Raw genomic sequence first — 25,822 nt, forward strand, 5'->3', positions numbered from 1 at the left:
CCCTTCCCACCCTGGTTGGCGGTGCCCGCAGTTCCGGCGTAGACACCGCTCCCGTTGCCGGTACTGCCACCACGCCCGCCGTTGCCTCCGCCCACCGCGCCGCCGCCGCCACCGGCACCGCCGAAATTGCCATTGACCACGCCACCGCCACCACCGCCACCCGAGGCTGCGTTCTCTGTCACGCTGACGTTATTGAGGGTCAGGTTACCGAAGTTACTGATCCCCGCCCCGAGCAAATTGGCCGCGCTAATACCGCTACCGCCATTGCTGCCGTCGCCAGCCGCCAGGCCCTTGGTAATGACCAGGCCGTCCAGGGTCGCGGTGACACCGCTGTTAACCTTGAGCACCTGGGTCTTGTACTGCCCGCTGATGGTCACATCGGCAACACCATCGTTGTTCAGGTCGCCATCGATGGTCAGGTTTTTAGCGATGACCAACTGCGTGTCCAGATTGACCGTCATGCCCGGGGTGCTGAAGGTGACGGTCTCGCCGACACCCACATCGGTCAGGGCCTGGCGCAGTGTGCCGGCACCGCTGTCTGCGGCGCTGGTCACCGTGATGTTTGCCAGGCCGTATTGGTATGCCGACATCGCCTGGTACGACAACGCCGTATGACTTTCGATGGAGCCGGTGGCGATTTCCAGGGTCCAGTCGCCGCCCAGGCCGGTGCGGTTGGTGGACGCGGCAACATCGCGCCCGGTCAGTTGCGCCAGCGAGTCGACAAAGTTGATGCCCTTGTCGCTGGCGGCGGTGTTGCAAGCGTAGATCAGGATATCGCCGCCCACGTTCATGTCCTGGCCGATCTGCGCCAGCACTTCGCTGCGGGCCGCGACGTTGTCGGCGGACAAATAGGTACTGCCCAGCCACAGATCACCGGCATTGCCGTGGGCGATGATCTGCACCGAGCTGACGCCCTGATGGCTGCCCAGGTAATCGGCGATCTGCTGCAGGCCGTCCTTGCTCGCGTCCAGTTGCACCACTTGGGTGCCGGGGGCAACGCCGTTGAGCAGCTCGGCGGAATCCTTCACGCGGGCATCGACAAACACCACGCTCTGCCCCGGCACGGCAACCGGTGCGGGGGTGGCGGGCGCGTCGGACTGCGGGTGGCTTTCGCTACCGGTGGCGGCGTGTTCGGTGGTCGTCAGCGCCTTGGCCGCAGCATCTGCGGTGGCGTGGCTGTCGGCCTGGGCCGCATCGGCCACGGTGGCGGCCACTGCGCCGTCGAACAGCATGCGCGGTTCCAGGGACATAATCATCGGCGTCGCCAGGGTGCTGGCATTGGTTGTTGCTGGCCGTGCCTTAAGGTTGTTCCACCACATGCTGCTCACCCGTCGGTCGAATGCTGATTTGCGCAATGAAAAAAGCCGCGATCAACTGATTGCGGCATCGGCTTTGGTACGGATCACATTGGCGGCGCTGGAAGTGCCATCACGCCAAAAAGACATATGCGCGAACTGCTCGAAGAGATCGGGCGGCAGGATGGTCCGCCGGGGCTGCAGTTCCACCTTCGGCTTGACCCGATGCAAACCGCTCACGCCGAGGGCGTCGTCGAAGTCCGGCGCGTCGTAGCTCAGGTGCTCGAAATCGTGCTCGAACCAGGGCTCGCCGATAAATTCGTAGACCAGCCGCATGACCCGCTCGGGGGCCTGGGAGAGCAAGTCGTAGTCGACCACCAGCATCGAGTCGGCGTGTTCACCGTAGTACGCCTCTTTGAGCGCCGACCAGGCGTACCCCACCAGGCGATTGCGCTGGCCAAGGGTTTCGACACGGCTGTAGACGGTGTTGCGCTCGACGTCGTCGTTGAACAGCTTGGTGTTTTCGAAGGGGTTGGCGCGGTACACACGCTCGAGGCTGTCCATGATCCACGCCACGTTACGCACGCAGGCGATCACCTTGGCCTGGGGGAACAGGTCGTGCAGCGCCGGCATGCGGGCGCACCATTGGCGATTGGTGTCGAACACCACCGGCACAGGAGCGCGGTCGGCGTAATAGGCATCGAACAACCCGCGCAGCAAGCGGCGCCGGGTATTGGCATCGATGACCGAGCCGAACTCGCTGCCGGCACTGCATTGCCCCAGCACGCCGTTGAACAGAGTGCCCACGGGGCTGCTCATGCCAGCGTGAAAGCGCGGGTTCTGCAAGAGGATCGCAGACAGCAGCGTCGAACCGGAACGGGGCAAACCGGAGATAAAGTGATACTGCATCCCTTCACCACTTTTGTAGGACAAAAATCCATTTGTATCCGAATCGTAACTGATGATTAAAGAGATCACTAGTGGTCAAATGCCACTGTTTTGATATTCCTTTCATTCCAAATGGATATTAGCGGCAGGCCTCTGGCTGCGAAGGCTCTGGGCCGAGGCATAGCACGAATAATCGCGCCCTGGCACCGCCCCCGTCCTGCTGCATTTTTTCACGCCATCCGTCCGGCAGCGGCGCAAAATCGTCTGGTGCTTCGTTGCTGCTGATCAGCCAGACACGCTGGGTATCGGCCGGCAATGCCGACAAACGGTCGAGGTAAATACGCCCGCCGTCCTGATCCACCAGCGTGCCAAAACCATAGGCGTTCGGCCGCGTCGGCGTGCCATCCGGTTTGGGCGGGGTGTAAAGCTGCAATTGGGCGTCGGTCCGGTCGTAATACACGTAGCTGAGGTACCACAGCATGTCGCTGAGGACGATGCGGTCACCTTCCTGGTAGTTGCGATTGACGAACTCCACCGGCACGTTGAACTGATCATCCACATCCACGGTGGCATTGTTCTTCACCCCCAGCAGTTCCACACCGACGCACAGCACGAACAATGCCGCGCCCAGCCATGAAAGACGTCCGGGCAGGCGGTCGATGGCCAGCGCCAGGATGATCGGCAAAGCCAGGGCATAGACGGTGAGGTAACGCTCGATAAACACCGACGAGATAAACGACACCCCGTACACCAGCAGCAACGGCAGCAAGAAAAACAGCGCCAACAGACCGGCCGGCCGGTAGCGCGTCTGATCGCGCCAGGCGCAGACGCCGACCACGGCCACCAGCAGCAGCGGGAATGACCAGAACAGCACAGGCGATAAGCCAAGACCTTCGTCCTGCAACATGAACTGCCAGATCATCGATGGCACGGAGAACAGGTTGATCGGCTCTTCCCAGCCGATGTCGCCGCCGACCTTGAGCTGCTCGACATGCTGCACCAGGCCCATCAGGTTCGGCAGCCAAGGCAGGTACACCAGCACGATCGCGACGTTGGCCACCCACCATGCCGGACGCGTGATCAAGCGCCGACCGGGGGGCTGGGACGCACTCAACAGGCCCAGCCAGGCCCAATGCACCAACACACACAACGCGGTGAAGTAATGGGTATAGAAACCGGCGGCCATCAGCAGCCCATACCCCAGCAGGTAGCGCGTGCGCTCGGGTTGGCGCACCCAATACACCAACGCCAGCGTCGCGCCCAGCAGCCACACGCCGAGCAGCGAGTACATACGCACTTCCTGGCTGTAGCGCACCGCGCTGGGAAACAGCGCCAGCAGCACACCCGCCAGCGCGGCGGCACGAAGGGTGGACAACTGCCGCGCAAGGCAGATGCCCAGGCCCACCACGACCACACCGGGAATCGCACTCATGCTGCGAATCGACCAGATGCCGTCGCCGAACAGCTCGATCCAGCCGCGCAGCAAGAAGAAATACAACGGCGGATGCACATCGTGGGCGGCGTGAAACCACAGGTCGGTCGCCGCATATTGGCTGAGCAACAGGCTTGAGCCTTCGTCGCCCCAGATCGCCGCGGCCGTCAGGCCATAAAAACGCACCGCCAGCGCCAGCGCCAGAATCGGCACCCACCATAACTGGCGCAACCAATCGCCACCTTCACGGGCCTTTGCGAGGCGATTGACAGCAGAAATCACCCCAACTTTGTCGTCTTGCTCTACCACAGACCGTCGCACCCCGATTCCCCCACCACTGCCCATTTCCAGGGCCAAACCTGCGCGTGCGCAAACAAGCGCCACTCTAGGACAAAAGCCCCGGATTCGCCCGTTGTTTCGCAACCGGCAGGCAGCGCTCAAAACCTGCGTCTACGCTCTGCGATGAAGCCAGATCGACTGGCTTTATATCCCCTTGAACAGCTCACACAAGGATGAACGATTCATGGAAGTATTCATCGGCACTATCCAACCTTTCGCCTTTAATTTCGCCCCAAGAAACTGGGCCTTCTGCGCCGGCCAGCTCCTGCCCATCAGCCAATACCAGGCGCTGTACGCGCTGATCGGCACGACATATGGCGGGGACGGCACGCAAACCTTCAAGCTGCCTGACCTGCAAGGTCGCCTGCCCATCGGCCAAGGCAATGGCCCGGGCCTTTCGCAGCGGTTAATCGGCGACGTCGACGGCGTCGAAAGTGTGATGGCCACCCAGGCCAACCTACCCACGCACACCCATAGCACGGCGGCGCTGGCAGTCAGCGCGGCGGTGCAACTGGCCGACACCGCCAGCAACCCGCTTACAGCGCCGACCGCCGCCAATGCGTTTATCGGCGCCTCCGGCGGCGGGCCGGGCAGTGCCTCGATCTTTTCCGACCAGCAGGGCGCCAGCCCGGTACCGCTCAAAGGCGTCAGCACGAGCTTGACCGGCACGCTGGCCTTGGCCGGCCAAGGGTTGCCCATGGACACGATGAACCCGTTCCTGGTGATCAACTTCAGCATTGCCCTGAACGGGGTCTTCCCGTCACGCGACTGACCCGCACCCGGGCCGAGGCACTTGGGCCTCGGCCTCTCTGACACGGAGCTGATGTATGTTGAACCTGGTCACCCCCGAGCACTTTCGCCCTCTGCTTGCGCACACGAGTGTGTTGTACCTGCCGGACGGGTCGGCGCTGCCGATCCAGATCCAACAGGTGACTGATGCGCCCAAAGCCAGCGTGCCGGGCAGCCCGCGCACGGCCTTCAGCGTGTTGCTCGACAGCCTGGAGCCGACGGATTTCGTCGACGGCCTCTGCCGTTTGCCGCTGGCGCAGACCTGCCTGGAGCAGGTGTTTGTGTCCCGCGAACCCGCCATGGGCCGCGACAACGCCCGCGGTTATTTCTGCATCGTGTTCAACTGAGACGGGTACCACACCAGCCGCTGCGCGGCGGGCGTCTCTTCCTCCAACCGAAACCCCAGCGCCAGGTAATGCTGGCGCGCATGGGGGTTGCTCGCCCACACCACCGTGGCCACCGGGCAACACACCTGCTGCGCGGCCCGTTGCACGCCGTGCAGTACCGCGCGGCCAAAACCCTGGCCTCGGGCAGCGGGGATAAACGCCAGGTACAGCACACGGATTTCATTCGGGCCGAAATCGGCACTCAGGGCGCCAATGGGCGTGTCGAGTTTTTCGATCACATAATGCAAGGCCCCGGGAAAATGCTCGCCCATGCCGTTTTCCTGCACTTGAAACTGTTGCGCGATCACCGCCTCGACCAGCCCCTGCTCACCGTCGATCCACTGCAAATCGGCACGCGCCGAGCGGTAGAGGCTTTGCAGAAATGGCCCGTCGGTGGGCCGTGACGGGCGCACCACCAGGCCCTGCGCCAAAGCGCCGTCCTTGTTCAACATGCCTTTGCACTCCTGTCAGAATCCGCTTTCCCGTACACCCAAAGCCGCCACTCGACGCCAGGCCACGCCCAGCACCGACTCGCTGCGCCCTTGCAACACCACCACGCCGCGCAGCGGTTGATGGGGGGTGGCGATCGGTTGCGCACTGCGCAACCGCACGCCGTACTGCGCCTGCACCGGCGCCGGGCGCTGGTTTTCGTCGCGGCGCACGGCAATCGGCCCGTGGTGGTCGGAGGTCAGGGCTTCCTGGTCCAGATAGGCCACGCCGTTGGCATCGATATCGGTCAGCACCACCGGGATGGCGGCGCGCATCGGGTCATCGGCGATAAAGCGCCCGCTCGCCCCCGGCGTCACCCGCCACAGCTCGGCTTCCGCCAGATACCCGCGCAGGCGCGCGCCCTCCTCGACCACTCGCGCCAGCGCGTCTTTAGGCGACAGCCAGCGGCCCACACTCAATTGCGGCAGCACGTCGCGCACGGTGCCGGCATGGGGCGCACGCAACAGCAGGCGTTCGCGCTGGGCGGCAAGCCCGCGGTATTCGGCCAGGGCCTGGGACAGGCGCTGATCGTTGATCCCGGCGTCGGCCGCGGTTTCACTGCGTCCGGCCTGGCGACGCATCTGCAACTGCAGGATCTCCACTTCGCGGCGCACGATGCTTTGCCGCGCATCCAAATCCGGCGATTCCAATTCGATCAGCACCTGGCCCTGGGTCACGACTTGCCCATCCACCACCCGCAACTGTTTCACCCGCGCCGCCACCGGCGCGTGCAAGGCACTGGCGCGCCCGGCCTCGAGCATGCTCGGCAACTCCACGGCACTGCGCCACGGCACCACCAGGGCCAGCACGAACAACAGCAGGCCCAGGCCGCTGAGCAGCACCCGCGGCGCATGGGCCTGGCTGCGGCGACTCCACCATTCGCGCCACTCCTTGAAGATCGGCAGGCCGATGAACCACACCAGTTCCACCAGCATCAGGAAGATCCCCAGCAGCTTGAAGAACAGGTGATACACCGCCAGGGCGATCCCCAGGAACAGCGCCGCCCGCCACAACCAGGCCAGGTAACCCCACCACAGCAGGCGCCGTTGCATGTTCGGCGCCCAGGGTTCCGGCGCCGGTTCGCCATAGCCGAACAACCACTCGCGCAGGCGCCAGCGGCAAAGGGCGAAGGCGCGACCTTGCAGGTTGTCGACGCCCCATAGGTCACTGATCAAAAAATAACCATCGAAGCGCATGAACGGGTTGAGGTTGATCGCCAGGGTGGTCAGCCACGTCGCACTGGCCAGCATGAACGCCGCCGTGCGCGCCGCGCCGTCCGGCAGCAACGACCAGGCCAGCAAGGCCACGCAGGCCAGCAACAACTCGGCCATCACCCCACCGGCGCCAATCAGCAATCGCGCGCGCCGATCATTGACCCGCCAGGCGTCACTCACATCGGTGTAGAACATCGGCAGCAACACCATGAACGCCACGCCCATGCTTTGCACGCGACACCCGGCGCGCTTGGCCATGAAGGCATGGCCGAATTCATGGCACAGCTTGGCGAAGAACAGCGCCACGCCAAACGCCAGGGCACCGCCAAGGCTGAACAGGTGCGGGAACGTCGCCAGAAAGCGCTGCCAGTCCCGCGCCACCAGAAACACGCCCAGGCCCAGGGTCAGCGGCAAGCCGTAGCGCAACAGCCCCGGCCCGAAGCGCGCCAGCCACGGCCAGGCGCGGTTGAGGAACGCGTCCGGGCGCCACAGCGGGATGCGGAAGAACAAATATTGATGCAGCAGGATTTGCCACAGGCTTTGCTTACGGGCGGCGGCCTTGTAGGCGTAACTGGCACGTTGCTGCGGGTCCAGCGCGGCGATCAGGTCATGGGCGCGCAGGAAGCTCAGCAGCTCATCCACTTCGCTGGCGCCCAGGGGCAGGCCCGGCTCACGGTTGGCGGCTTGCAGGACGTGTTGCGGGTCGCCCAGGGACCAGTGGCGCAGCAGCCGAATGGCGGTGGCGCCAAGCTTGAAGTAACGCCCGCGCACCGGGTCGGCCAGGGTCCAGCGCGGCGAGCCGTCCAGGGCCGCGCCGGCGCTGGACAGTTGCAGGTCTTCACGCAGTGGGGGCAGGTTCATCAGAGGCCAACGCTCTGGCGCAAGCCGGCCAATGGCCGACGCAACAGGTACAGGGCCAGGGGCGCGCGCTCACCGAAGAGCTTCGCCGTGCCGCGCAGGCCGATGCGTGGCGGTGCCTCATCGAAGCGCGCATCGAGGCGATAGGCGAGTTGCCCGCCGGGCGTGGGCTGCGCCTCGTAGGCGGCGCGTTGCAAGGTGGCGAGGTGGCGCTGCAACGGGTCGCTGTCGAGGAACAGCGCAACCTGGGCGTCGGGCGCCAATGCGATGGCATCGCCCACCGCCAGTTCGATGCGCAACTCTGCCTGGCCGGGATCGGCAATCTGCAGCAGACGCTCGCCGGTCTGTACCGGTTTGCCGGTCCAGCGTTCGGCGTCGGCAAACACCGCGATACCGTCACGCTCGGCGCGTACTTCGCTGCGCTTGAGCAGTTCGCGGGCATAGTCGCGCTCGGCGCGTTTTTGCTCGACCCGGGCCGCGAGCAGGTCGATACGCGAACTCGATTCGGCATCGGCAAAGGCGCGCTGGGAATTGGCCTTGAGCTCCGCTTCGGCCACGCCCAGGGCACGCGCTGCCACATCGGCCTGGGCCGTGAGGGTGGTGCTTTCGAAGCGCAGCAGCAGGTCGCCGGTTTTCACCGTCTGGTTGGGCTTGACCAGGAACTCGGCGATCACCCCATCCAGCGGCGCCGCTACCACCTGGCCGGCCAACGGCACCACTTCGGCGGGCGCCAGTACCGATTGGCGCACCGGAATCAGCAGCATCAGCAGCAACGCGACGACCACCAGCACCTGGCGTTTGCGGGTCAGGCGCAGACGCCACGGCTGGCGCGGTTGCAGCGCACGCCAAGCGTGGCTGTAGGTATCGCCCAACTGCGCCAGCAGCACTTGCTCGGCCGGGTTCCAGGGCGTATCCCGCGCCAGCCACACACCGCCGAACACGCGGCCTTGCGGGTCGATCAAGGGCAACCAGAACACATGGCCGGCGGACAGGCTCTGCCAGTCGGCCTGCAGTTGCGCGCTCAATTGCGCGGCCGGCACTTCCCGGGCGGCCTGGCCCAGCCCGTGTTTGTGCAATTGGGCCACGGCCTGCTCGACGAAGGCCACGAACGGCGCGTTCGGGTCGACGCTGCTCACCGCCGTCACCGCCCGCACCTTGCCGGCGATCAACAGCGCCGCATGGCGATAGCCGAACAGCGGTTGCCCATCGTTGACCAGGCTGTAGGCCAATTGCTCAGTGCTGTGGGCGGCGCGGGTCTGGCGTTCCAACTCGAGAAACTGCGCGAATACCCGCTCGGCATTGCCCGTCATCGGTGCGTTCATTGCAGTTGTGCAAAGTGCGCGGTGCCGCTCATGCCGGCCATCAACCCATTGGCATTGGGCAAGGTCGCGACCAGCAACAGGGTCTGGCTGCCTTCGTCGATGCGCGCGCCAAGGCGTTTGACGGTGGCGTTGAATGCCTGGCCGGTTTCGTCGGGGGTGAAGCTGAACGTCTGCCCGGGCTTGAGTTTGCCCATCCAGCGCGACGGCACCAGCAGGTGGATCTCCAGGCTGCGGTTGTCGACGATTTCCAGCAGCGGCGCGCCGGCCGAGACGCTTTCATAACGTTGGACTTTGCGCTGCACCACCTGGCCGTCATACGGCGCCAGCACGCTGCAGCGCTTGACCTGCACCTGATAGACCTGGGACTGGGCCTGGGTTTCGGTGAGTTTGGCTTCGGCGCGGGCCACTTCGAACCGGCCGACCGAATTCAGCGCCGCCAGTTGTTTGTTGTGGGCCAGTTCTTCGCCGGCGCCACGGCTGGCGGCCGAGGCGGCATTGAGTTGGGCCTGGTAGGCCGAGCAATCGAAACGCGCCAGGGTGTCGCCTTTCTTGAACGACTCGCCCTCGCTGAACGGCAGTTCGACAATCCGCCCCGACAATTCACTGGCAAGCATCGCCTGGTCACGGGCGCGCAATACACCACGGGCTTCGCTGTCGGCGCTGACGGCCGCTGCGGGCGCGTGGTCCAACAGCGGATCGTCCGCCATGGCCATCGGCGCCAGGCTCACCAAGCAGGAAAATCCCAGTACCGATCTACATAACTGCTTCATACATTCGACCTCCCTGACGATGTGCGCAGTCTAGGGCAGCGGAGTTAAATTGCCACTACCCCCAGTCAGACAAATCAGCATTTTTTGTAGGCCTTTGCCGAAGCCTTCGCCGGATCACGTTATGATTGCCGACCTCCAAGGACTCAGGATCAAGGACACGTCATGCACATCGGTTTTCTGTCACCCCTGGCACTGGCACTGGCCCTGCTCGCCGGTCTCTCCCTGCCGGCACTCGCCAGCTCCGACGACTCGTGCTACCCCGACTGGAGGGTCTCGCGGGACAGCCTGGACACCTGCAACAACCTGCCGTTCCTGAGCCCCGGCAATGACAGCCGAACCAACCTGCGCCTGTTGCTGGCCGACAAAAAAGCCGCGCCCCTGGCGCCGAACGCCTTGAGCGAAGACGACCTGTCCCAAGGCTTCGGTCCGGTGCCGTTCCCGGTGTACCGCCTGGTGCCAATCGCCGCCGCGCCGGCCGAAGCGGATAACACATCGCACACCTCGCCCAGCGCCGAACTCGACACCCTGCTCCAGCCTTTGGGCATCAAGCGCGACGAATACAAATCGGCGGGGGCTGACTTCCTGAATGGCGAAGGCAGCCGCTGCCGCAGCAACGACGATGACAGCGCCACCGCGTTTGTCCGCCAGGTGCTCAAGGCCGACATGCCGGCAGCCGAACGCGAGCTACTGGTGAAGGCGCGTTTGCAATTGCTCACGGCCTGTTCTTGGGAAGGCCAAGTGCTGGATGCACAGCAGATCCAATCCAGCGAAGGCCAATTGTTCCGCACTTATCTGCAGGCCGCCGCCGACTTCTATAGCGGCCGTTTCAGCGACGCCGAGCGCGGTTTCGCCGGCGCCAGCACCAGCAATGTGCCCTGGCTGAAGGAAACCGCGCTGTACATGACCGCGCGGACATCACTGAACCAGGCGCAGGCCGACGCCTTCGACGAATACGGCATGCCGCAACTCGAGCATGTGGATAAGTCCGCCCTGAGCGACGCCGAAGAAGGCTTCCTCGGTTACCTGAAGACTTATCCACAGGGTGATTACGTCGCCTCCGCCCGTGGCCTGCTGCGCCGGGTGTATTGGTTGGCGGACGATCAAGCCAAGCTCGCCGAGGCCTATGCCTGGCAACTGACCCAGGCCACCGACGCGCAGCGCAATGTGTCCGTGGATGAGCTGGTGGCCGAAGCCGACGTCAAGCTGCTGATGGTCAACGGCAAGGCAGTCCAGAACCCGATGATCCTGCTCGTCAGCGACCTGATGCGGATGCGCGCTCACACGCCGCCGGCCCTCAGCCGCGCCGACCTCGATCAGCAAAAAGCCGTGTTTGCCGACACGCCGGCGCTGTTCGACTACCTGCAAGCGGCGTATGCCCTGTACGTCGAGCATCAACCCGACAACGCGTTGAAACACCTGCCCCAGGACGTGCCGTCGAACCCGGATTACTTCGCCTTCAGCCAACAGACCCTGCGCGGCCTGGCCCTGGAAGCCAAGCAAGACTGGAAAGCCGCCGAAACCCTGTGGCTGCAACTGCTGCCGCTGGCCAAGCAACCGCTGCAACGCGACCAGTTGGAGCTGGCACTGGCGATGAATTACGAACGCAGCGGCCAGTTGGCCAAGGTGTTCGCCGCCGATTCGCCGATCAGCGCCAAACAGGTGCGCTACATCCTGCTGCGCCACATCGCCGGGCCGGACTTGCTGCGCCAACAGATCGCCCAGGCCCACGACCCGCTGGAGCGCCAGACCGCCCAATTCGTGCTGCTCTATAAAGACCTGCTGCGCGGCCAGTTCGCCACCTTCGACGACGACCTCAAGCAACTGCCGGCGTCGGCCCCGGACGACAAGCTGGGCACCAGCCTGGGTTATGTCTACAGCGCCAGCCAGACGTTGAAACTGTTCCAGTGGAACGGCGAAAAAGCTGAATCCGGCTACGCCTGCCCGAGCATTGCGCAAACCGCCGCGACCTTGCAGAACGACGCAAAAAATCCCCACGGCCTGAACTGCTTCGGCGAGTTCATCCTGCGCAACAACCTCGACGGCATGCCCCTTGAACAGGCACGCGCCGCCGGCAGCCTGGGCAGCACGCCATCGGACTTCAAGGGTGACACCTTCTCGCGGCTCGACGGCTACCAACAGGTGATCGGCAACCCCAAGGCGCCGAAAACCGACAAGGCCTACGCGCTGTTCCGCGCCATCAACTGCTACGCGCCCGCCGGCTATAACAGCTGCGGCGGCGAAGACGTCGCACCGGCCGTGCGCAAGGCCTGGTTCCGTCAACTCAAGACGGGCTTTGCCGACACGCAGTGGGGCAAATCCCTGCAGTACTACTGGTGAAACCGCTGTGGCTCGGCTTGCTGTTGCTGGCAAGCCCGGCTTTCGGCGCGGTCGACGCCCGCGACTATGACGCCTTCTGGCTGTGGAGCGGGGTCACGCCGCAGCCGGTGCTCAAGCAGGCAAAAACCCTGTACATCCTCCAGGGCCAGATCAACGCCACCCGCCGCGCGCCCCAACGCGGCGTGCAATTGATCGCCCAGGGCATAAGCGTGCCGCGCATCACCCAGGGCGACATCTGGCTGGTCTACCGCGCCCACACCCTGCGCTGGCCGGACCGCGTCTACACCCAACTGCTCGGCCAGGTACAACGCTGGCGCGACGCCGGCAACCCGGTGATCGGCATCCAGATCGACTTCGACGCCCGCACCCAGTACCTGCACGAATACGCCGACTTCCTGCGCGACCTGCGCCAGCGCCTGCCCGCCGACCTGCGCCTGAGCATCACCGGCCTGATGGACTGGAGCAGCAACGCCGACCCAACCGCCATCGCCCGGCTCAACGGCGTGGTGGATGAAGTGGTGGTGCAGACGTATCAGGGGCGCCAGAGCATCCCGGATTACGCCGCGTATCTGCCACGGATGAATCGGCTGGGGTTGCCGTTCAAGATCGGCTTGATCCAGGGCGGGGAATGGACGGCGCCGGGGTATTTGAAGGGGAGTGAGTGGTTTCGCGGGTATGTGGTGTTTTTGCGCAATCCTTGAAGGCGCTTGACGGGGAAACGTCCCCAGTGGGAGCAAGCCTGCTCACACATTGATCAAGCCAGCCTCAGCGCTGCATGCCCCACCGCTTGACGGTCAATCGCTCGAAGGTATCGAACACCAAATTTTCCACCAACAAGCCGATCAGGATCACCACCGCCAGCCCGGCAAAAACCTTATCGGTGTACAGCTCATTGCGGTTCTGGAAGATGTACCAGCCCAGGCCACCTTTGCCGCTGGTGGCGCCGAACACCAGCTCGGCGGCAATCAGCGTGCGCCAGGCGAATGCCCAGCCGATTTTCAGGCCGACGAGGATCGACGGCAGTGCCGCCGGGATCAGGATGAACAGCACGAAGCGCATGCCCTTCAACCCGTAGTTGCGACCGGCCATGCGCAGGGTTTCGGACACGCCGAGAAACCCCGAATAGGTGTTGAGCGCCAACGCCCACAACACCGAATGCACCAGCACGAAAATCAGGCTGTTCTGGCCCAGGCCAAACCACAAGAGTGCCAGCGGCAACAGCGCAATCGCCGGCAGCGGGTTGAACATCGAGGTCAGGGTGCTGAGCAGGTCGCGGCCCAGTTGGGTCGAGACCGCCAGTGTGGTCAGGGCAAATGCCAGCACAATGCCGATCAGGTAACCCTTGATCAGCACCACCAACGAAATGCTGACTTTGCTCAGCAGCTCGCCACTCAGAAGCCCGTCGTAGAGCGCGTGAAACGTCTGCAAGAAACTCGGCAGCAATAGGTCATTGTTCTGGTAGCGCGCAACCGCTTCCCAGAGGATCGCGAGCACGATCAGGATCAACCCTTTGCGCAACCAGCCTTGTTGCCACACGCGTTGGCGCAGGGGCAGCTCGCGTTCCACGGGGACGCTGAGCAGCGGTTCGAGGGTGACTTCATATTCCTGGCGCATGGGTGGGGCCCTTCAGTAAGCGATGCGGATATCGGCGAAGCCCAACTCACGTTCGGCTTCGGGGGCTTCATCGAACAGCAGGCGATGAATCCTTCGCGCCGAGGCCTGGAATTGCACACCGCCAAGGCTGTGCAGATCGTATTGATGGCTGTGGATTTCCGCGCGCACGCGCCCGGGATGGGGCGACAGCAACAGGATGCGATTGCCCACCACCAGCGCCTCTTCGATGGAGTGGGTGACGAACAGCAAGGTGAAACGCACCTCTTCCCAGAGCCGCAGCAACTCTTCCTGCATCTTGCGTCGGGTCAGCGCATCGAGGGCGGCGAAGGGTTCGTCCATCAACAGGATTTTCGGCTGCATCGCCAGGGCGCGGGCGATGGCCACGCGGGCTTTCATGCCGCCGGAGAGAGTGTGCGGATAGGCGTCGGCAAAGGCGCCGAGGCCGACTTTGTCGAGGTAGTGCAGCGCGCGTTCTTCGGCGTCCCGACGCTTGAGGGTGTTCGACGCCAGCAGCGGGAACATGACGTTTTGTTTGACGGTTTTCCACGGCGGTAACTGGTCGAATTCCTGGAACACCACGATGCGGTCTGGACCGGGCTGTTCGACCTTCTGTCCCAGCAGGCGGATCTCCCCTTCGCAAGGCTGGATAAACCCGGCGATGGACTTGAGCAAGGTGGATTTGCCGCAACCCGACGGGCCGAGCAACACGTAGCGGTCGGCCGGGTCGATGTCGAAACTGACTTGGTGCGTGGCCCGCACCACGCGCTCGGGGGTGCGGTATTCGAGGCTGACGTTATCCACCGCCAGCAGCGCGGCGGCGGTGGGCAGGTTGCTGGCCGTGTGGCCTTGCAGGGGCGCGTTCATCTCAGCTTCCTTGCAGGGGCTTGGCGTCCTGGAAGAAGTAGTCCTTCCACGATTCCGGCTTGTTCTTGATTGCGCCGACGCGGTAGAGGAACTCCGCCAGCGGGTAAGTGTTTTTCGGCGTGACACTGAATTCGAATTGCGGGTTGTCGATGATTTTCAGCAGCTCGGCACGGTCGATCTTGGCCTTGGTCACGCGGATGTAAGTGTCGGCGGCGGCGCCTTTGTCGTGCTGGGCGAACTGCGCGGCTTCGGTCAGCGCATCGACGAATGCCTTGTAGGTTTTCGGGTTGTCGTTACGGAGTTTTTCAGTGGCGAACAACACCGTCGGCGAGTTCGGGCCCAGCAGGTCATAAGTGTTGAGCACCACATGCACATTGGGGTTCGCCAGGGCCTGGTCCTGGAACGGCGGGTTGGAAAAGTGCCCGGTCAGCTCGGTACCGCCGGCGATCAGCGCGGCCGTGGCGTCGGGGTGCGGGACGGCGACGGTGTACTGATCGAGGCGATTGAATTGCTTGTCGCCCCACTGCTTGGCAGCTGCGTATTGCAGGAAGCGCGACTGCACCGACACACCCACCGCCGGTACCGCGATGCGGTCGTTATCGGTGAAATCGGCGATGGTCTTGACCTTGGGATTGTTGCTCACCAAGTAGTAGGGAAAGTTACCGAGGGAGGCGACGGCCTTGACGTTCTGCTTGCCGCGGGTACGGTCCCAGATGGTCAGCAGCGGCCCGACGCCGGCACCGGCAATGTCGATGGAACCGGAGAGCAACGCATCATTCACGGCCGCGCCGCCGGAGAGTTGGGTCCAGTCGACCTGGATATCGAGGCCTTCCTGCTTACCGTATTTTTCGATGAGGTGCTGGTCGCGCACCACGTTGAGCAACAGGTAGACGATGCCGAACTGCTCGGCGATGCGAATCTCACCTTCAGCCTGCGCCACCGCCGGGGCGACGAGGCTGCCGGCCAGCAGGCTGATACCCAGGCCGAACGTGGCGGCCAGCCGCGCAAATGGAATGTTTCTGGACATGGTCATGCTCCGAATCAGAAAGGCGCGTCGCCCTGGATGGTGGTGCGGTACAGCTTGCGGCGCAGATGGCTCGGGCAACCGGTAGCCAGGTGGATCAGCGAGCGGTTGTCCCAGAACACCAAGTCGTGGGGCTGCCAGTGGTGGCGGTAGATATTGTCCGGCAGCACGCTGTGGGCGTAGAGCTGGGCCAGCAGGTCGCGGCTTTCGTCCTCCGGCAGGCCGACGATGCGGGTGGTGAAGCCTTCACTGACGAACAGCGCCTTGCGGCCGTTTTCCGGGTGGGTACGCACAATCGGGTGGACCACTTCGGCGACCTGGGCGAGCTGCTCGGGGCTCAGTGTCGGGCGCCAGTTGCCTTCGAATTTGGTTTCGCTGTAACGCGCGGTGTAGGAATGCGCAGCGCTGCGGCCGTGTACAGCGTTGCGCAGGTGCTCGGGCAAGTGGTCCCAGGCCTTGTGCATGTCGGCAAACAGGGTGTCGCCGCCTTCGGCTGGCAGTTCCCGGGCATGCAGCATCGAGCCCAGGCTGGGCAGTTCTTTATAGGAAAGGTCCGAATGCCAGAACTTGCCCGCATCGCCCAGGCCGATGGCTTGGCCGTTTTCGATGATGTTGGAGACGATCAGGATTTCCGGGTGGTTGGCCAGCAGGAACTGCTTGAGCACATGGATCTGCAGCACGCCAAAGCGGCGGCTGAAGGCGATCTGCTGGTCGGGGGTGATGCGCTGGTCGCGAAAGACCACCACATGGTGATCCAGGTGCGCGCGGTGAATGCGGGCGAAATCCTCGTCATTGACCGGGCGGGACAAATCCAGGCCGATGATCTCGGCCCCCACGCTGCCGGGGAGTGGGCGAATCTCGAAGGTTTGGGCGTTAGGGATCGCTGCTGGAACAGTAGAGGTGGCTGACATGAATTCACTCCCGATCGGACAGGAGAGTGACCTTATAGATATAAGAACTGTATTTTAAATACCGTTAGAGAATATGAATAGACAGGAATGCACCGACGAAACCCTGCGCTGGGCGGCGGGAATGGAACAAACGATGGCGGTGAAGTGTTCAATGCAGGGCAATCCGACACCACCGCGTAAGACACCGCAAAAGCTCGATGTGGGCACCCAGAGTGGCGTGTTTAGCCGCTTACAAGCCGAAAACCTTGCTCGTTTGACAAGCCTGTAGGCAATCTCTAGTGTGCATTGGATCCAATAAGCCATTGCCATTCTATGAGGAGGCTAGCGTAGCCGTGACGCAAAAGCCGAGCCCTTTGAGCAGTATCAAGGTCAGCGGGCCTATTCCCGCCCATCTTGCTCGTTCCGTAATCGAAGAAACCTTGCGCAATGCCATCCTCGATGGCCGATTGCCTTGTGGTACCGCCATGCGCCAGCAGGAGCTGGCCAGCCTGTTCGGCGTCAGTCGCATGCCCGTGCGTGAAGCCCTTCGGCAGCTGGAAGCCCAGTCGTTGCTGCACGTCGTGACGCACAAGGGGGCGGTGGTTGCACCGCTGATCGAAGACAATTCGGCCGAGACCTACGCCCTGCGCATGCTGCTGGAGTCCGAAGCGCTGCGCTTGTCGATTCCGTTGCTCAGCGCAGACGACATTGCCCAGGCCGATGCCTTCATCACGGCGCTGGAACAAGAGAAAGACTATACCGAGATCGGCCGGCTCAACCGCCTGTTCCACATGGCGCTGTATGGCAAGGCCCCCAACCGGCGGCTACTCACGTTGGTCGAACACGGTTTGAATGAAGAGGAGCGCTTCCTGCGTTTCAACCTTGAAGCGATGGGGCTCGGCGAGACGTCCCAGGAAGATCACCGCGAACTGCTGAGCCTGGTGGCGCAGAAGAAGGTCGACGAAAGTATCCTGACGTTGCGCAATCACTTGATGCGAGGCATGGAGGTCATCAGCACTTACCTCAAGGGCCTTGAGGCGACCGGCAACTGAACTTTCCCAGCCTGCTTCACCGATCAAGCATTGCGGGGCGGCCTTCGCTGTTGGCAGAACCCGCATCAAGACGCCCCGGTTAAAACTATTCGACTGCGTAATGCCTGCTAATGCTCGAGAAACTTCCCACGTTTAATAATATAACTTACCCACAATCGGAATCTTTTCGAAAAAACATCTAATACATTTATAAGCTCGCCCAAACGTTTAATCGGCTTATTATCTTTCTTCAATAAACCAAGCACCTCAACAGCCTGCACGAACCCTTGTTTGGGCAGCGCTGCGCGCGCTGCTTGGCTAAACGTTATCTGTCCGCTTTTGGGCTGCAAAAGCCCAGCACTGTTTTCAGAGCAGTCGCAACAACTTATAGGCATCAACTATGTATCAAGGTTTACTTAAACAAAAAAAATTGCAGTTACGTAGCCATCCGTTATTTGAAGAAATAACTTCACTTGGCAAGTTACAAATCTTCATGGAAAACCATGTATTTGCCGTTTGGGACTTCATGAGCCTCACCAAACGCCTGCAACGGGACCTGACCTGTACGCAATTACCCTGGCTCCCGCCGACCGACCCGCAAGCCGCCCGCCTGATCAACGAAATCGTGCTGGGCGAGGAGTCGGACGAACACCCTCGGCGCGGTCATTGCAGCCACTTCGAGCTGTACCGCGAAGCCATGCTCGAAGTGGGCGCCAGTACCCACGCCATCGATACGTTCATCACGCTGCAACGTCGGGGCGTCGAAGCCAATGCCGCCCTGGGCCAGGTCGATGTGCTGCCCGGCGTGGCCCGCTTCGTCGCCAGCACGTTGCACATCGCGTTGAATGCGCCCACCCATTGTGTGGCCGCCGCCTTCCTGCACGGCCGCGAAAGCATTATCCCGAGCATGTTCGAACGGCTGTTGCAGGGCAGTGAGATCATCAGAAGCCAGGCGCCAACCTTGGGCGAGTACCTCAACCGCCACATCGAGCTGGACACCCAAGACCATGAGCCAGGGGCGCAGAGGATGCTCCAGGGCCTTACCGACAACGCACCCGAGCGCCAGCAACAGGCGGCTGAAACCGCGGTCAACGCCGTGGAAAACCGCATCAAGCTCTGGGACGACGTACACACCTTGCTGCAACAGGTGCGCCCATGAACATCAGCGCCTACCGCTCCATCGCCGAAGACTGGGAACGCCGCGCCACCATCCGCACACGCCCTCGCCGCCTGCTGGAAAACGACGACAAACTGATCTACCCGCTGTGCCGCCAGCCCCTGGTGCTCAGCGCGACCTTCCTTGAACATTGCCCGCAGTGGCGCGACTTCGTGCTGTTGCAAAGCTTCTACAAATTCATCAATGACGTGGTGATTTTCGAAACCGAGATCGTCGACAGGACCGCACGCAACATCGCCAAGAACCGTTTCGCCCTGCCCTTCCCCCTTGTGTGTCGCTACGACGCGATGACCGTCGTGGTGGACGAGGACTATCACGCCCTGGTCGCGCTGGACTTCCTGCAACAGACCGTGAAGATGACCGGTATATCACCGCTGGATCTGCCCGGGCAGATCGAACTGAGCCGCGCCCTGCCGGCGGCGCAGGCGCAAGCCCCGGCGCACCTGCGCGATGCGGTGGAATTGATTGCCGTGGCCATTGCCGAAAACACCGTGACCCATGACGTGGCGGCGTTTTCCAGGGATGACAGCGTCAAGGCTTCCATCCGTGGCTTGATGGCCGATCACCTGTTCGACGAAGGGCGCCATGGGCAGTTCTGGACACGCCTGGTGCGCCTCTATTGGCAGGCGGCAAGCCCGGCTGACCGCGACAGCATTGCACCGGTCTTGCCCATCTTTCTGGCGCATTACCTGACCAACGAGCTGCAAAAATCCTTCGACCTGCAACTGATCGATCAGTTGGACGTCAGCGCTGATGTTCGCCATGCGCTGCGGGCCGACATGGCGGCACTGGAGTTCCCCATCACCCGCCACCACCCGCTGATCGGCAACATCATGGGCTTTCTGCAACACAGCGGTTTGCTGCAGACACCGAGCGTGGCCCTGGCATTGGCCGACTATCTGCCGGTGGCCGGGAGAGCGGCATGAGGCGCCTGACAATTGGATGGTTGGGTATCAGCCGTGCCCTGGATGCGGTGAGGCTGGAGCTGGAACAGTATGGTCATCTGTCGGGGCATGACGCTGCCGACCTGGTGATCGAGGACGGTAGCGAGTCACTGCCCGCGCACCTGGCCGCCGCTCCACGCATCAGCCTGCGCCTGGGCGTCGGCCCGCTGACGGAGCATGGGTTGCCGCGGCTGCAGTTACGCGCTTATGCCGCCGGCCAACGCTTGCTGGCCGTGCTGGACCTTGCCGACGCGCCCAGCGGCAATGGCCAGCGACTGCGCCTGCAAGCGACAAGCGCGCTGGTGGAATGGGTCGCCGTGCTGGTCAGCGGCTTCGCCCGCGACCCGGAGTATTGCCCCGCCGCGGCCGGCACCAATGCCTGGCCCGAACACAGCTTGCAAAAGCTGGAGGCACTGGCGTTCGTGCATCGGTTCAATCACACCGCCGATGTGCAATTGCTGCAGGCAGCGCAGGTGCCGATGATCGAACGACTCCAAGCCAGCCTGCTCACCTTCGCCGCACGACCGGCGCTGAACATTGCCGGCCGTGTGCTGACCTACCGGCAATTGCACGCTCAAGCACGGGCGATCCAGCAACGCCTCGGCCCACTGCTGGAAGGCCTGGAGGTACCACCGGTGGTCGGGGTGTGCCTGGAAAAAACAACGGCGTTGTATGCCAGCATTCTTGCGGTGCTGGGCTGTGGCGCGGTTTACCTGCCGCTGGCACCGGATCATCCGGCGCAACGCCAACAGGCCATGCTGGACAGCGCGGGAGCCAGGCTGTTGCTGGATGATGGCGGCCACCCACTGCGCGAGTACTTCGTTTCATTGGATGTCAGTGCGCTCGATCAGCACGACACGTCACCGTTGCTGCAGCATCGCCCCTCCCCCGATGCGCCGTGCATGGTGCTCTTCACCTCGGGCACTACCGGCCGCCCCAAAGGCGTGTTGCTGAGCCAGAGCAACCTGGCCCATTTCACCGCCTGGTTCGGCGGCTGCATGGAGCTGGACGAGCAGAGTCGGGTACTGCAGTTCGCTTCGTTGAGCTTCGACGCCTCGCTGATGGATATCTTCCCCAGCCTGATTGCCGGCGCCGAGTTGATTGTCCCAAGCGAGGCGCAACGACGCGACCCGCAGCAGCTGGTAGAACTGATCCGCCAGCAGCGGCTCACCCATGCCTTCCTGCCACCGGCGCTGCTGAGCATCCTGCCGCTGGACCAACCGCTGGGCCTGACGCACCTGCTGACCGGCGGCGATGCCTGCGAACCCTATGTGATCGAACGACTGGCCGGCCAATGCCAGTTGCACAACCTCTATGGCCCCACCGAAGCCACGGTGCTGGTCACCCATCGCACGTTGCGGCCCGGGGACAGCAATCGCAACGTCGGCCGCCCCATCGCCAACAGCCAGGTGCTGATACTCGATGAGCATTTGCAGCCGGTGGACGAACAGGTGATGGGCGAGCTGTACATCGTCGGGCCGGGCGTGAGCCTGGGGTACTTGAACGCAACACAACTGCACGACGACCCTTTTGTCGAACTGGTACTGCCGGGAGGACAACCCGTGTGCGCCTACCGCAGCGGTGATTACGCAAAGTGGACCGGCGACGGCATCGAGCTGGGCGGGCGTCGGGACGAGCAAGTGAAGATTCGGGGGTTTCGAGTCGAACCCCAGGAAATCGAACAGTGCCTGCGTGCCAGCCGCCTGTTCCGCCAGGTGGCGGTGGTGATCGACGGTGATCGCAGGATTCGCGGTGTGGTCGCCCAGCCGGAACCGGGTGCCACGATGGACGACCTCAAACAGCATGCACGGCAGTGGCTGCCTGATTACATGCAACCCGAGCGGTGGATCGAACTCGCCGGCCTGCCTTACGCGAGCAACGGTAAAGTCGATCGCCAGGCCTTGTTGCAACTGCCGGTGCAACGCCCTTCGAATCACACCGCAAAGGCCGCGCAAACGCCGCTGCAGGTTGAGCTGTTGGGGCTGTGGCATGAGTTGTTGCAGCTTCCTACGGGCACGTTGTCCATCGATGACAGCTTCTTTAACGTCGGCGGCCACTCCATTTTGCTGTCGAGCCTGCTGCTGCGGGTTCGCGAACAATTTGGTCGCAGCCTGCCCCTGAACAGCTTTTTTGAAATGCCGACCATTCGCACGCTCGCGGCGCTGCTGGAGGACGGCCCGCGCGCTGCCGTACCCGTCGGCCAGGCGGTTCAAGACGCACAGCGGGAACCGCCTTTTGAGGTGCTGCCCGAGGACCGCGCCGGTGATCGCCGCAAAGTGATCGTGACGGGGGCCAACAGTTTTATCGGGGTCCACATTGTCGAAGCCTTGCTGGCCGGCGGTGCGACCGAAGTGGCATGCCTGGTGCGGGAACTGCCGAACCAGCCGGCAACGGTACGGTTCACCCAGGCGTTGCAGGAGTACCGCCTGGAACATCTGGACCTGAGCCGGGTGCAGGTGTACGCCGCCGATGTCAGCCAGCCTGGCCTGGGCCTGGCCGCCGAGGTGTACGAGCGCCTCGCCAGGGACTTTGGCGTGCTGGTGCATAACGCGGCGTGGGTCAACCATGTGATGGACTACGCGTCGCTGGTAAAAGACAACGTCGACCCGGTACTGGAATGCGTGCGTCTGTGTGAAACCCACAGCAAAAAGGTCTTCAACTTCATCTCGACACTCTCGGCATGCAGCGCCATCGACGCCGCGGGACAGGTCCTCGAGTCGCCTGCTGCGGCGACACCGCCGATCTACATCAAGAATGGTTACAACCTGTCCAAATGGGTGGCCGAGCGGCTATCGGCGCGCGCGCTGGAGCAAGGTGCCTGGGTGAATATCTATCGTCCGGGCAATATCAGTTTCAACAGCCAAAGCGGTGTTTGCCAACCACAGAAAAATCGCCTGATGCTGATGCTCAAGGGCTCGCTGCAGTTGGGCCTGGTTCCGCGCTTAGCGGTGAACTTCGACCTGATGCCGGTGGACTTTTTTGCACGCTTCATCGCGTTTCACTGCGCTCATTTCGCAACCGGGCGCAGCGTGTACAACCTGCATAACCCACAACCCCTGAGCTGGGAGCAGTACCTCGATGCATTCCGCGACGCCGGCTACACATTCAAGCGGGTCAGTGTCGCGCAGTGGCAACGGCAACTGCGAACGGTGGGCCGCGAAAATGCGCTGTTTGGCGTGCTGGGTTTTTACCTGGACGGGTTGGGTGAAGACATCGGCGATACGTCGATGATCCGTCACGACAACGCACGCCGGGGCGTGGAAGAAATGGGTAAGCCGTACCCCGAGAAAAGCCCCGCGCTGTTAGGCAAAGGCTGCGACTACCTCAAGGCCATCGGCTTTCTCTGAACCGCCTCAGGACAACCTCATGAAACCGTTGCAACCCGATACATTGATCCGCAACCCCCGGGGCACACCAGTGGTGGCCTCTGTCGTAGTCACCTGCGAGGCCGCCAGGCTGTGGGGCTTGGTGGGGGACTTTGCAGGCTTTGATGCGTTCATTCCCGCCTTGTCGCACATCGAAATGACCGGCACCGGCGTAGGCGCTTTACGCACGAAGTATTTCCACGATGGCCATTGTGCGGTGGAGCAGCTCAACAGCCGTGACGAAGAGGCCATGTTCATGACCTGGACCACGGTCTACAACACCTTGGGCGTGGCCCGCTTGTGGGCGGCAATGCATGTGGAGCCACTTGGCTGCGGATGCTCCAGGGCGACCTGGACGCTCATCGGCGAACCGGTCGACACCGCGCAGGAAGGGTTCGAACACTTTATGCAGAACTTCGCCGACGGCGCCCTGGAAAATGTCCGACAAATGCTCGGCTAAGCAGTAGGAGCGAGAGGCCTCGCTCCTATGCCATTGAGGTCAGATCTTGAAACTGTCGACCAGTTGTTTCAAGCGGCTGGCCTGTTGAGACAACGCGTCACAGTCCTTCAATGTTTCATTGAGGTTGGCCACGCCTTGCTGGTTCAGCAGGTTGATCTGGTTGATGTCGACATTGAGGGTTTCCACCACCGCGGTCTGCTCCTCGGTGGCGGCGGCGACCGACTGGTTCATGCCGTCGATTTCAACAATCCGCTGCGTCACGCTGATCAGGCGCTCACCGGCCTGGTTGGCGACTTCGACGCTCTCTTCGCTGGAGGTCTGGCTCGCGTTCATGGTGGTCACCGCTTCACGCGAACCCACTTGCAGAGAAGTAATCATTTTGTGGATTTCCTCCGCCGACTCCTGGGTACGGTGAGCCAGGTTGCGCACTTCATCGGCGACCACGGCAAACCCGCGACCCGCTTCCCCGGCACGGGCGGCCTCGATCGCGGCGTTGAGCGCGAGCAGGTTGGTCTGCTGGGAGATGCCTTTGATCACATCGAGAATGTGGCCGATGTTATCGGTGCTGGCGTTCAAGGTTTCGATCTGGGTGCAGGACAGGCTGATCTTTTGCGACAGTTCCGACATCGCCAGGATGGTTTTCTCCACCACTTTGCGCCCATCGTCAGCCTGCTCGCTGGCACCGCTGGCGTGCTGGGAAGCGTCAGCGGCGTTACGCGCGATTTCCTGGGTAGCGGCGCCCAGTTCGTTGATTGCCGCCGCTACGCTGTTGGTGCGCGCGCTCTGCTCGTCAGAACCGACGATCGAGGCGTTGGACGACGCCATTACGCGCTGGGACAAGTCATGCACCTGGCGCGTTGCCGAGGACACCTCGGAAATCGAGGCGTGGATACGCTCGACGAACTGGTTGAAGGCACTGCCTACCTCGCCAAACTCATCTTTGCTGGTCACGTCCAGGCGGCGGGTCAGGTCACCCTCACCCTGGGCGATGTCCTGCATGGCAACGCCCATGGTGGTCAGCGGCCGCAGCAGTACTTGGATCAGCAAGCTCAAGAGCACCGCAATCGCCACCACGGCAATCAGCATGGCAATCAGCGCGGAGGTGCGGAATTTACCCAGGGGTGCGTAGGCTTTGTCTTTATCAATCGACAAGCCGATGTACCAGTCCGCACCTGGCAAGCCGGCGATAGGGGTGAAGGACAGAATGCGATCCTGACCGTTGAGGACAACATCCTGGTTAAGCTTCTCGATGCGGACGCTGGTGCCAGGGTAGATGTCCTTGAGGTTCTTCATCACCTGGCCCTGATCGGGGCTGACGATGACCTGACCGTCACCGCTGACCAGGAACGCATGGCCGATGCCGCCGAAGTCTACCGAGTTGATGATCTTCACCAGCGTTTGCAGGCTCAGGTCACCACCGACCACGCCCAGCAACTCGCCGTTCTTTTTCACCGGCATGGCGATGGTCACGATCTGCCCACCCACGGCTGCCATGTAAGGCGGGGTCAGCATCGGTTTGTCAGCCGCCACGGCTTGCTTGTACCAAGGACGCTGGCGCGGGTCATAGCCATCGGGCATTTTTGCGTCGGGGCGTTGGGTGAACACGCCGTTGGTTTGGCCGACGTAAGTGAACTGGAAGTTCGAGGTGAGTGCGGGCTGATCAACCAAGCCTGGAAGATCTGCAGCACTGCCCTGGTGGGCCATGTTTTGTGCCAGGTTTTCGAGTATCAGCACACGGCCACTGAGCCAGTTCTGCACACTGCTGGCGGTGAGTTCTCCGGATTGCTGGATGGACGACTCCAGGTTTTGTTTGATGGCGCTGCGCTGTAAGTAATCGTTGTACAACGTGAATAACGCGAAGGCCAAGACCACGACGCCTGACGCGGCCAACAGAATTTTATGACTGAACTTTAGATTCATTTCATCGACTTCTTTTGCCAAAGGGGGGGAGCGTGCTGGGTGGAACATTCCATGTAACGCCTGGGCAGACGCTTGATCTGCTCCAAATCGGTGCACGCATGGCTCGTCAGGCTTTCGGCCAAATGAAATGGAATCTTAAGGATTTGTCAGAAAGATCCTCTTTTTGAGTGGGAAACAGACCGGCGGTACAAGCAAGGCGTCCGAAACTGCAAAGTCTTGCAGTTTTCCAGGACGGATGACCATCGATCAGATGCAGGGAGTCGGCTGAGCAGATGTGCGACCAAAGCAGACCTCTTAAACGACAAAACCCCTGTCTGCGCAAGCAGACAGGGGTTTCGGAATTTAATCTTGACGATGACCTACTCTCACATGGGGAAACCCCACACTACCATCGGCGATGCATCGTTTCACTGC

General features: G+C 62.5%; 21 protein-coding genes. 9 read left to right on the forward strand and 12 right to left on the reverse strand.

The annotated features are described in order from the left end of the window. From AC07W0_RS28760 to AC07W0_RS28770, 3 genes are all read right to left on the reverse strand, one after another. Positions 1–1,319 (reverse strand): DUF4347 domain-containing protein (locus AC07W0_RS28760; protein ID WP_256593289.1); only part of this gene is annotated, 1,319 nt, incomplete at its 3' end. A gap of 51 nt (positions 1,320–1,370) precedes the next feature. Continuing rightward, positions 1,371–2,204 carry a sulfotransferase family protein gene (locus tag AC07W0_RS28765; RefSeq protein ID WP_017845533.1) on the reverse strand — a complete coding sequence of 278 codons (834 nt, stop codon included), beginning with the start codon at positions 2,202–2,204 and terminating at the stop codon, positions 1,371–1,373. Between the two features lie 118 nt (positions 2,205–2,322). Continuing rightward, on the reverse strand, positions 2,323–3,936 hold the full coding sequence (locus tag AC07W0_RS28770; protein WP_102618798.1) for a glycosyltransferase family 39 protein: 1,614 nt from the start codon (positions 3,934–3,936) through the stop codon (positions 2,323–2,325). Between the two features lie 202 nt (positions 3,937–4,138). On the opposite strand from AC07W0_RS28770, the gene AC07W0_RS28775 reads away from it, so the two are divergent. Together AC07W0_RS28775 and AC07W0_RS28780 are read left to right on the forward strand one after the other, a co-directional pair. Further along, the gene (locus AC07W0_RS28775) at positions 4,139–4,726 is read left to right on the forward strand and encodes a phage tail protein (protein ID WP_017845535.1); all 588 of its coding nucleotides are present in this window, start codon (positions 4,139–4,141) and stop codon (positions 4,724–4,726) included. Between the two features lie 55 nt (positions 4,727–4,781). Further along, positions 4,782–5,090, forward strand: a complete 309-nt coding sequence (locus AC07W0_RS28780) for a hypothetical protein (protein WP_102618786.1) — start codon at positions 4,782–4,784, stop codon at positions 5,088–5,090. Here AC07W0_RS28780 and AC07W0_RS28785 read toward each other — a convergent pair. Genes AC07W0_RS28785 through AC07W0_RS28800 form a run of 4 tightly spaced genes read right to left on the reverse strand, consistent with a single transcriptional unit; the run spans position 5,066 to position 9,725 of the window. Next, positions 5,066–5,581 (reverse strand): GNAT family N-acetyltransferase, encoded by a 516-nt coding sequence (locus tag AC07W0_RS28785; protein ID WP_046385120.1) that lies wholly within the window; start codon positions 5,579–5,581, stop codon positions 5,066–5,068. The genes AC07W0_RS28780 and AC07W0_RS28785 overlap by 25 nt on opposite strands. A gap of 15 nt (positions 5,582–5,596) precedes the next feature. After that, positions 5,597–7,693 (reverse strand): site-2 protease family protein, encoded by a 2,097-nt coding sequence (locus AC07W0_RS28790; protein WP_102618787.1) that lies wholly within the window; start codon positions 7,691–7,693, stop codon positions 5,597–5,599. Beyond that, complete coding sequence (locus AC07W0_RS28795; RefSeq protein WP_102618788.1) at positions 7,693–9,012, reverse strand: efflux RND transporter periplasmic adaptor subunit; 1,320 nt, start codon at positions 9,010–9,012, stop codon at positions 7,693–7,695. The genes AC07W0_RS28790 and AC07W0_RS28795 overlap by 1 nt, the downstream gene beginning before the upstream one ends. Beyond that, positions 9,009–9,725 carry an efflux RND transporter periplasmic adaptor subunit gene (locus tag AC07W0_RS28800; RefSeq protein WP_371918437.1) on the reverse strand — a complete coding sequence of 239 codons (717 nt, stop codon included), beginning with the start codon at positions 9,723–9,725 and terminating at the stop codon, positions 9,009–9,011. Before AC07W0_RS28800 ends, AC07W0_RS28795 begins: the two co-directional genes overlap by 4 nt. A gap of 219 nt (positions 9,726–9,944) precedes the next feature. Here AC07W0_RS28800 and AC07W0_RS28805 point away from each other — a divergent pair, with 219 nt between their 5' ends. Then, the gene (locus AC07W0_RS28805; protein WP_102618790.1) at positions 9,945–12,119 is read left to right on the forward strand and encodes a PA5441 family protein; all 2,175 of its coding nucleotides are present in this window, start codon (positions 9,945–9,947) and stop codon (positions 12,117–12,119) included. Continuing rightward, entirely contained in the window at positions 12,116–12,820 is a 705-nt protein-coding gene (locus tag AC07W0_RS28810; protein WP_102618791.1) for a DUF3142 domain-containing protein, read from the forward strand. The genes AC07W0_RS28805 and AC07W0_RS28810 overlap by 4 nt, the downstream gene beginning before the upstream one ends. 64 nt (positions 12,821–12,884) lie before the next feature. On the opposite strand, the gene AC07W0_RS28815 is transcribed toward AC07W0_RS28810, so the two are convergent. The 4 genes from AC07W0_RS28815 to AC07W0_RS28830 are packed head-to-tail and all read right to left on the reverse strand — an operon-like array spanning position 12,885 to position 16,532. Next, positions 12,885–13,733 (reverse strand): ABC transporter permease, encoded by an 849-nt coding sequence (locus AC07W0_RS28815; protein WP_102618792.1) that lies wholly within the window; start codon positions 13,731–13,733, stop codon positions 12,885–12,887. Positions 13,734–13,745: 12 nt separating this feature from the next. Then, complete coding sequence (locus tag AC07W0_RS28820) at positions 13,746–14,597, reverse strand: ABC transporter ATP-binding protein (protein WP_102618793.1); 852 nt, start codon at positions 14,595–14,597, stop codon at positions 13,746–13,748. A gap of 1 nt (position 14,598) precedes the next feature. Then, a complete protein-coding gene (locus AC07W0_RS28825; RefSeq protein WP_102618794.1) occupies positions 14,599–15,624 on the reverse strand; it encodes an ABC transporter substrate-binding protein in 1,026 nt (341 codons plus the stop codon). A gap of 14 nt (positions 15,625–15,638) precedes the next feature. After that, on the reverse strand, positions 15,639–16,532 hold the full coding sequence (locus AC07W0_RS28830) for a TauD/TfdA dioxygenase family protein (RefSeq protein WP_102618795.1): 894 nt from the start codon (positions 16,530–16,532) through the stop codon (positions 15,639–15,641). A 332-nt stretch (positions 16,533–16,864) separates the two neighbouring features. Here AC07W0_RS28830 and AC07W0_RS28835 point away from each other — a divergent pair, with 332 nt between their 5' ends. From AC07W0_RS28835 to AC07W0_RS28855, 5 genes are all read left to right on the forward strand, one after another. Beyond that, complete coding sequence (locus AC07W0_RS28835) at positions 16,865–17,563, forward strand: GntR family transcriptional regulator (RefSeq protein ID WP_026139846.1); 699 nt, start codon at positions 16,865–16,867, stop codon at positions 17,561–17,563. 379 nt (positions 17,564–17,942) lie between these two features. Continuing rightward, entirely contained in the window at positions 17,943–18,701 is a 759-nt protein-coding gene (locus tag AC07W0_RS28840) for a DUF3050 domain-containing protein (RefSeq protein ID WP_102618796.1), read from the forward strand. Next, on the forward strand, positions 18,698–19,645 hold the full coding sequence (locus tag AC07W0_RS28845) for a diiron oxygenase (protein WP_046483732.1): 948 nt from the start codon (positions 18,698–18,700) through the stop codon (positions 19,643–19,645). Before AC07W0_RS28840 ends, AC07W0_RS28845 begins: the two co-directional genes overlap by 4 nt. Beyond that, on the forward strand, positions 19,642–23,010 hold the full coding sequence (locus AC07W0_RS28850) for an amino acid adenylation domain-containing protein (protein ID WP_102618797.1): 3,369 nt from the start codon (positions 19,642–19,644) through the stop codon (positions 23,008–23,010). The genes AC07W0_RS28845 and AC07W0_RS28850 overlap by 4 nt, the downstream gene beginning before the upstream one ends. A gap of 19 nt (positions 23,011–23,029) precedes the next feature. Continuing rightward, the gene (locus tag AC07W0_RS28855; protein WP_046483729.1) at positions 23,030–23,488 is read left to right on the forward strand and encodes an SRPBCC family protein; all 459 of its coding nucleotides are present in this window, start codon (positions 23,030–23,032) and stop codon (positions 23,486–23,488) included. 39 nt (positions 23,489–23,527) lie between these two features. On the opposite strand, the gene AC07W0_RS28860 is transcribed toward AC07W0_RS28855, so the two are convergent. After that, on the reverse strand, positions 23,528–25,408 hold the full coding sequence (locus AC07W0_RS28860; protein WP_017845552.1) for a methyl-accepting chemotaxis protein: 1,881 nt from the start codon (positions 25,406–25,408) through the stop codon (positions 23,528–23,530). Positions 25,409–25,822 lie beyond the last annotated feature (414 nt).

This window comes from Pseudomonas sp. GW704-F2 (assembly GCF_059423025.1).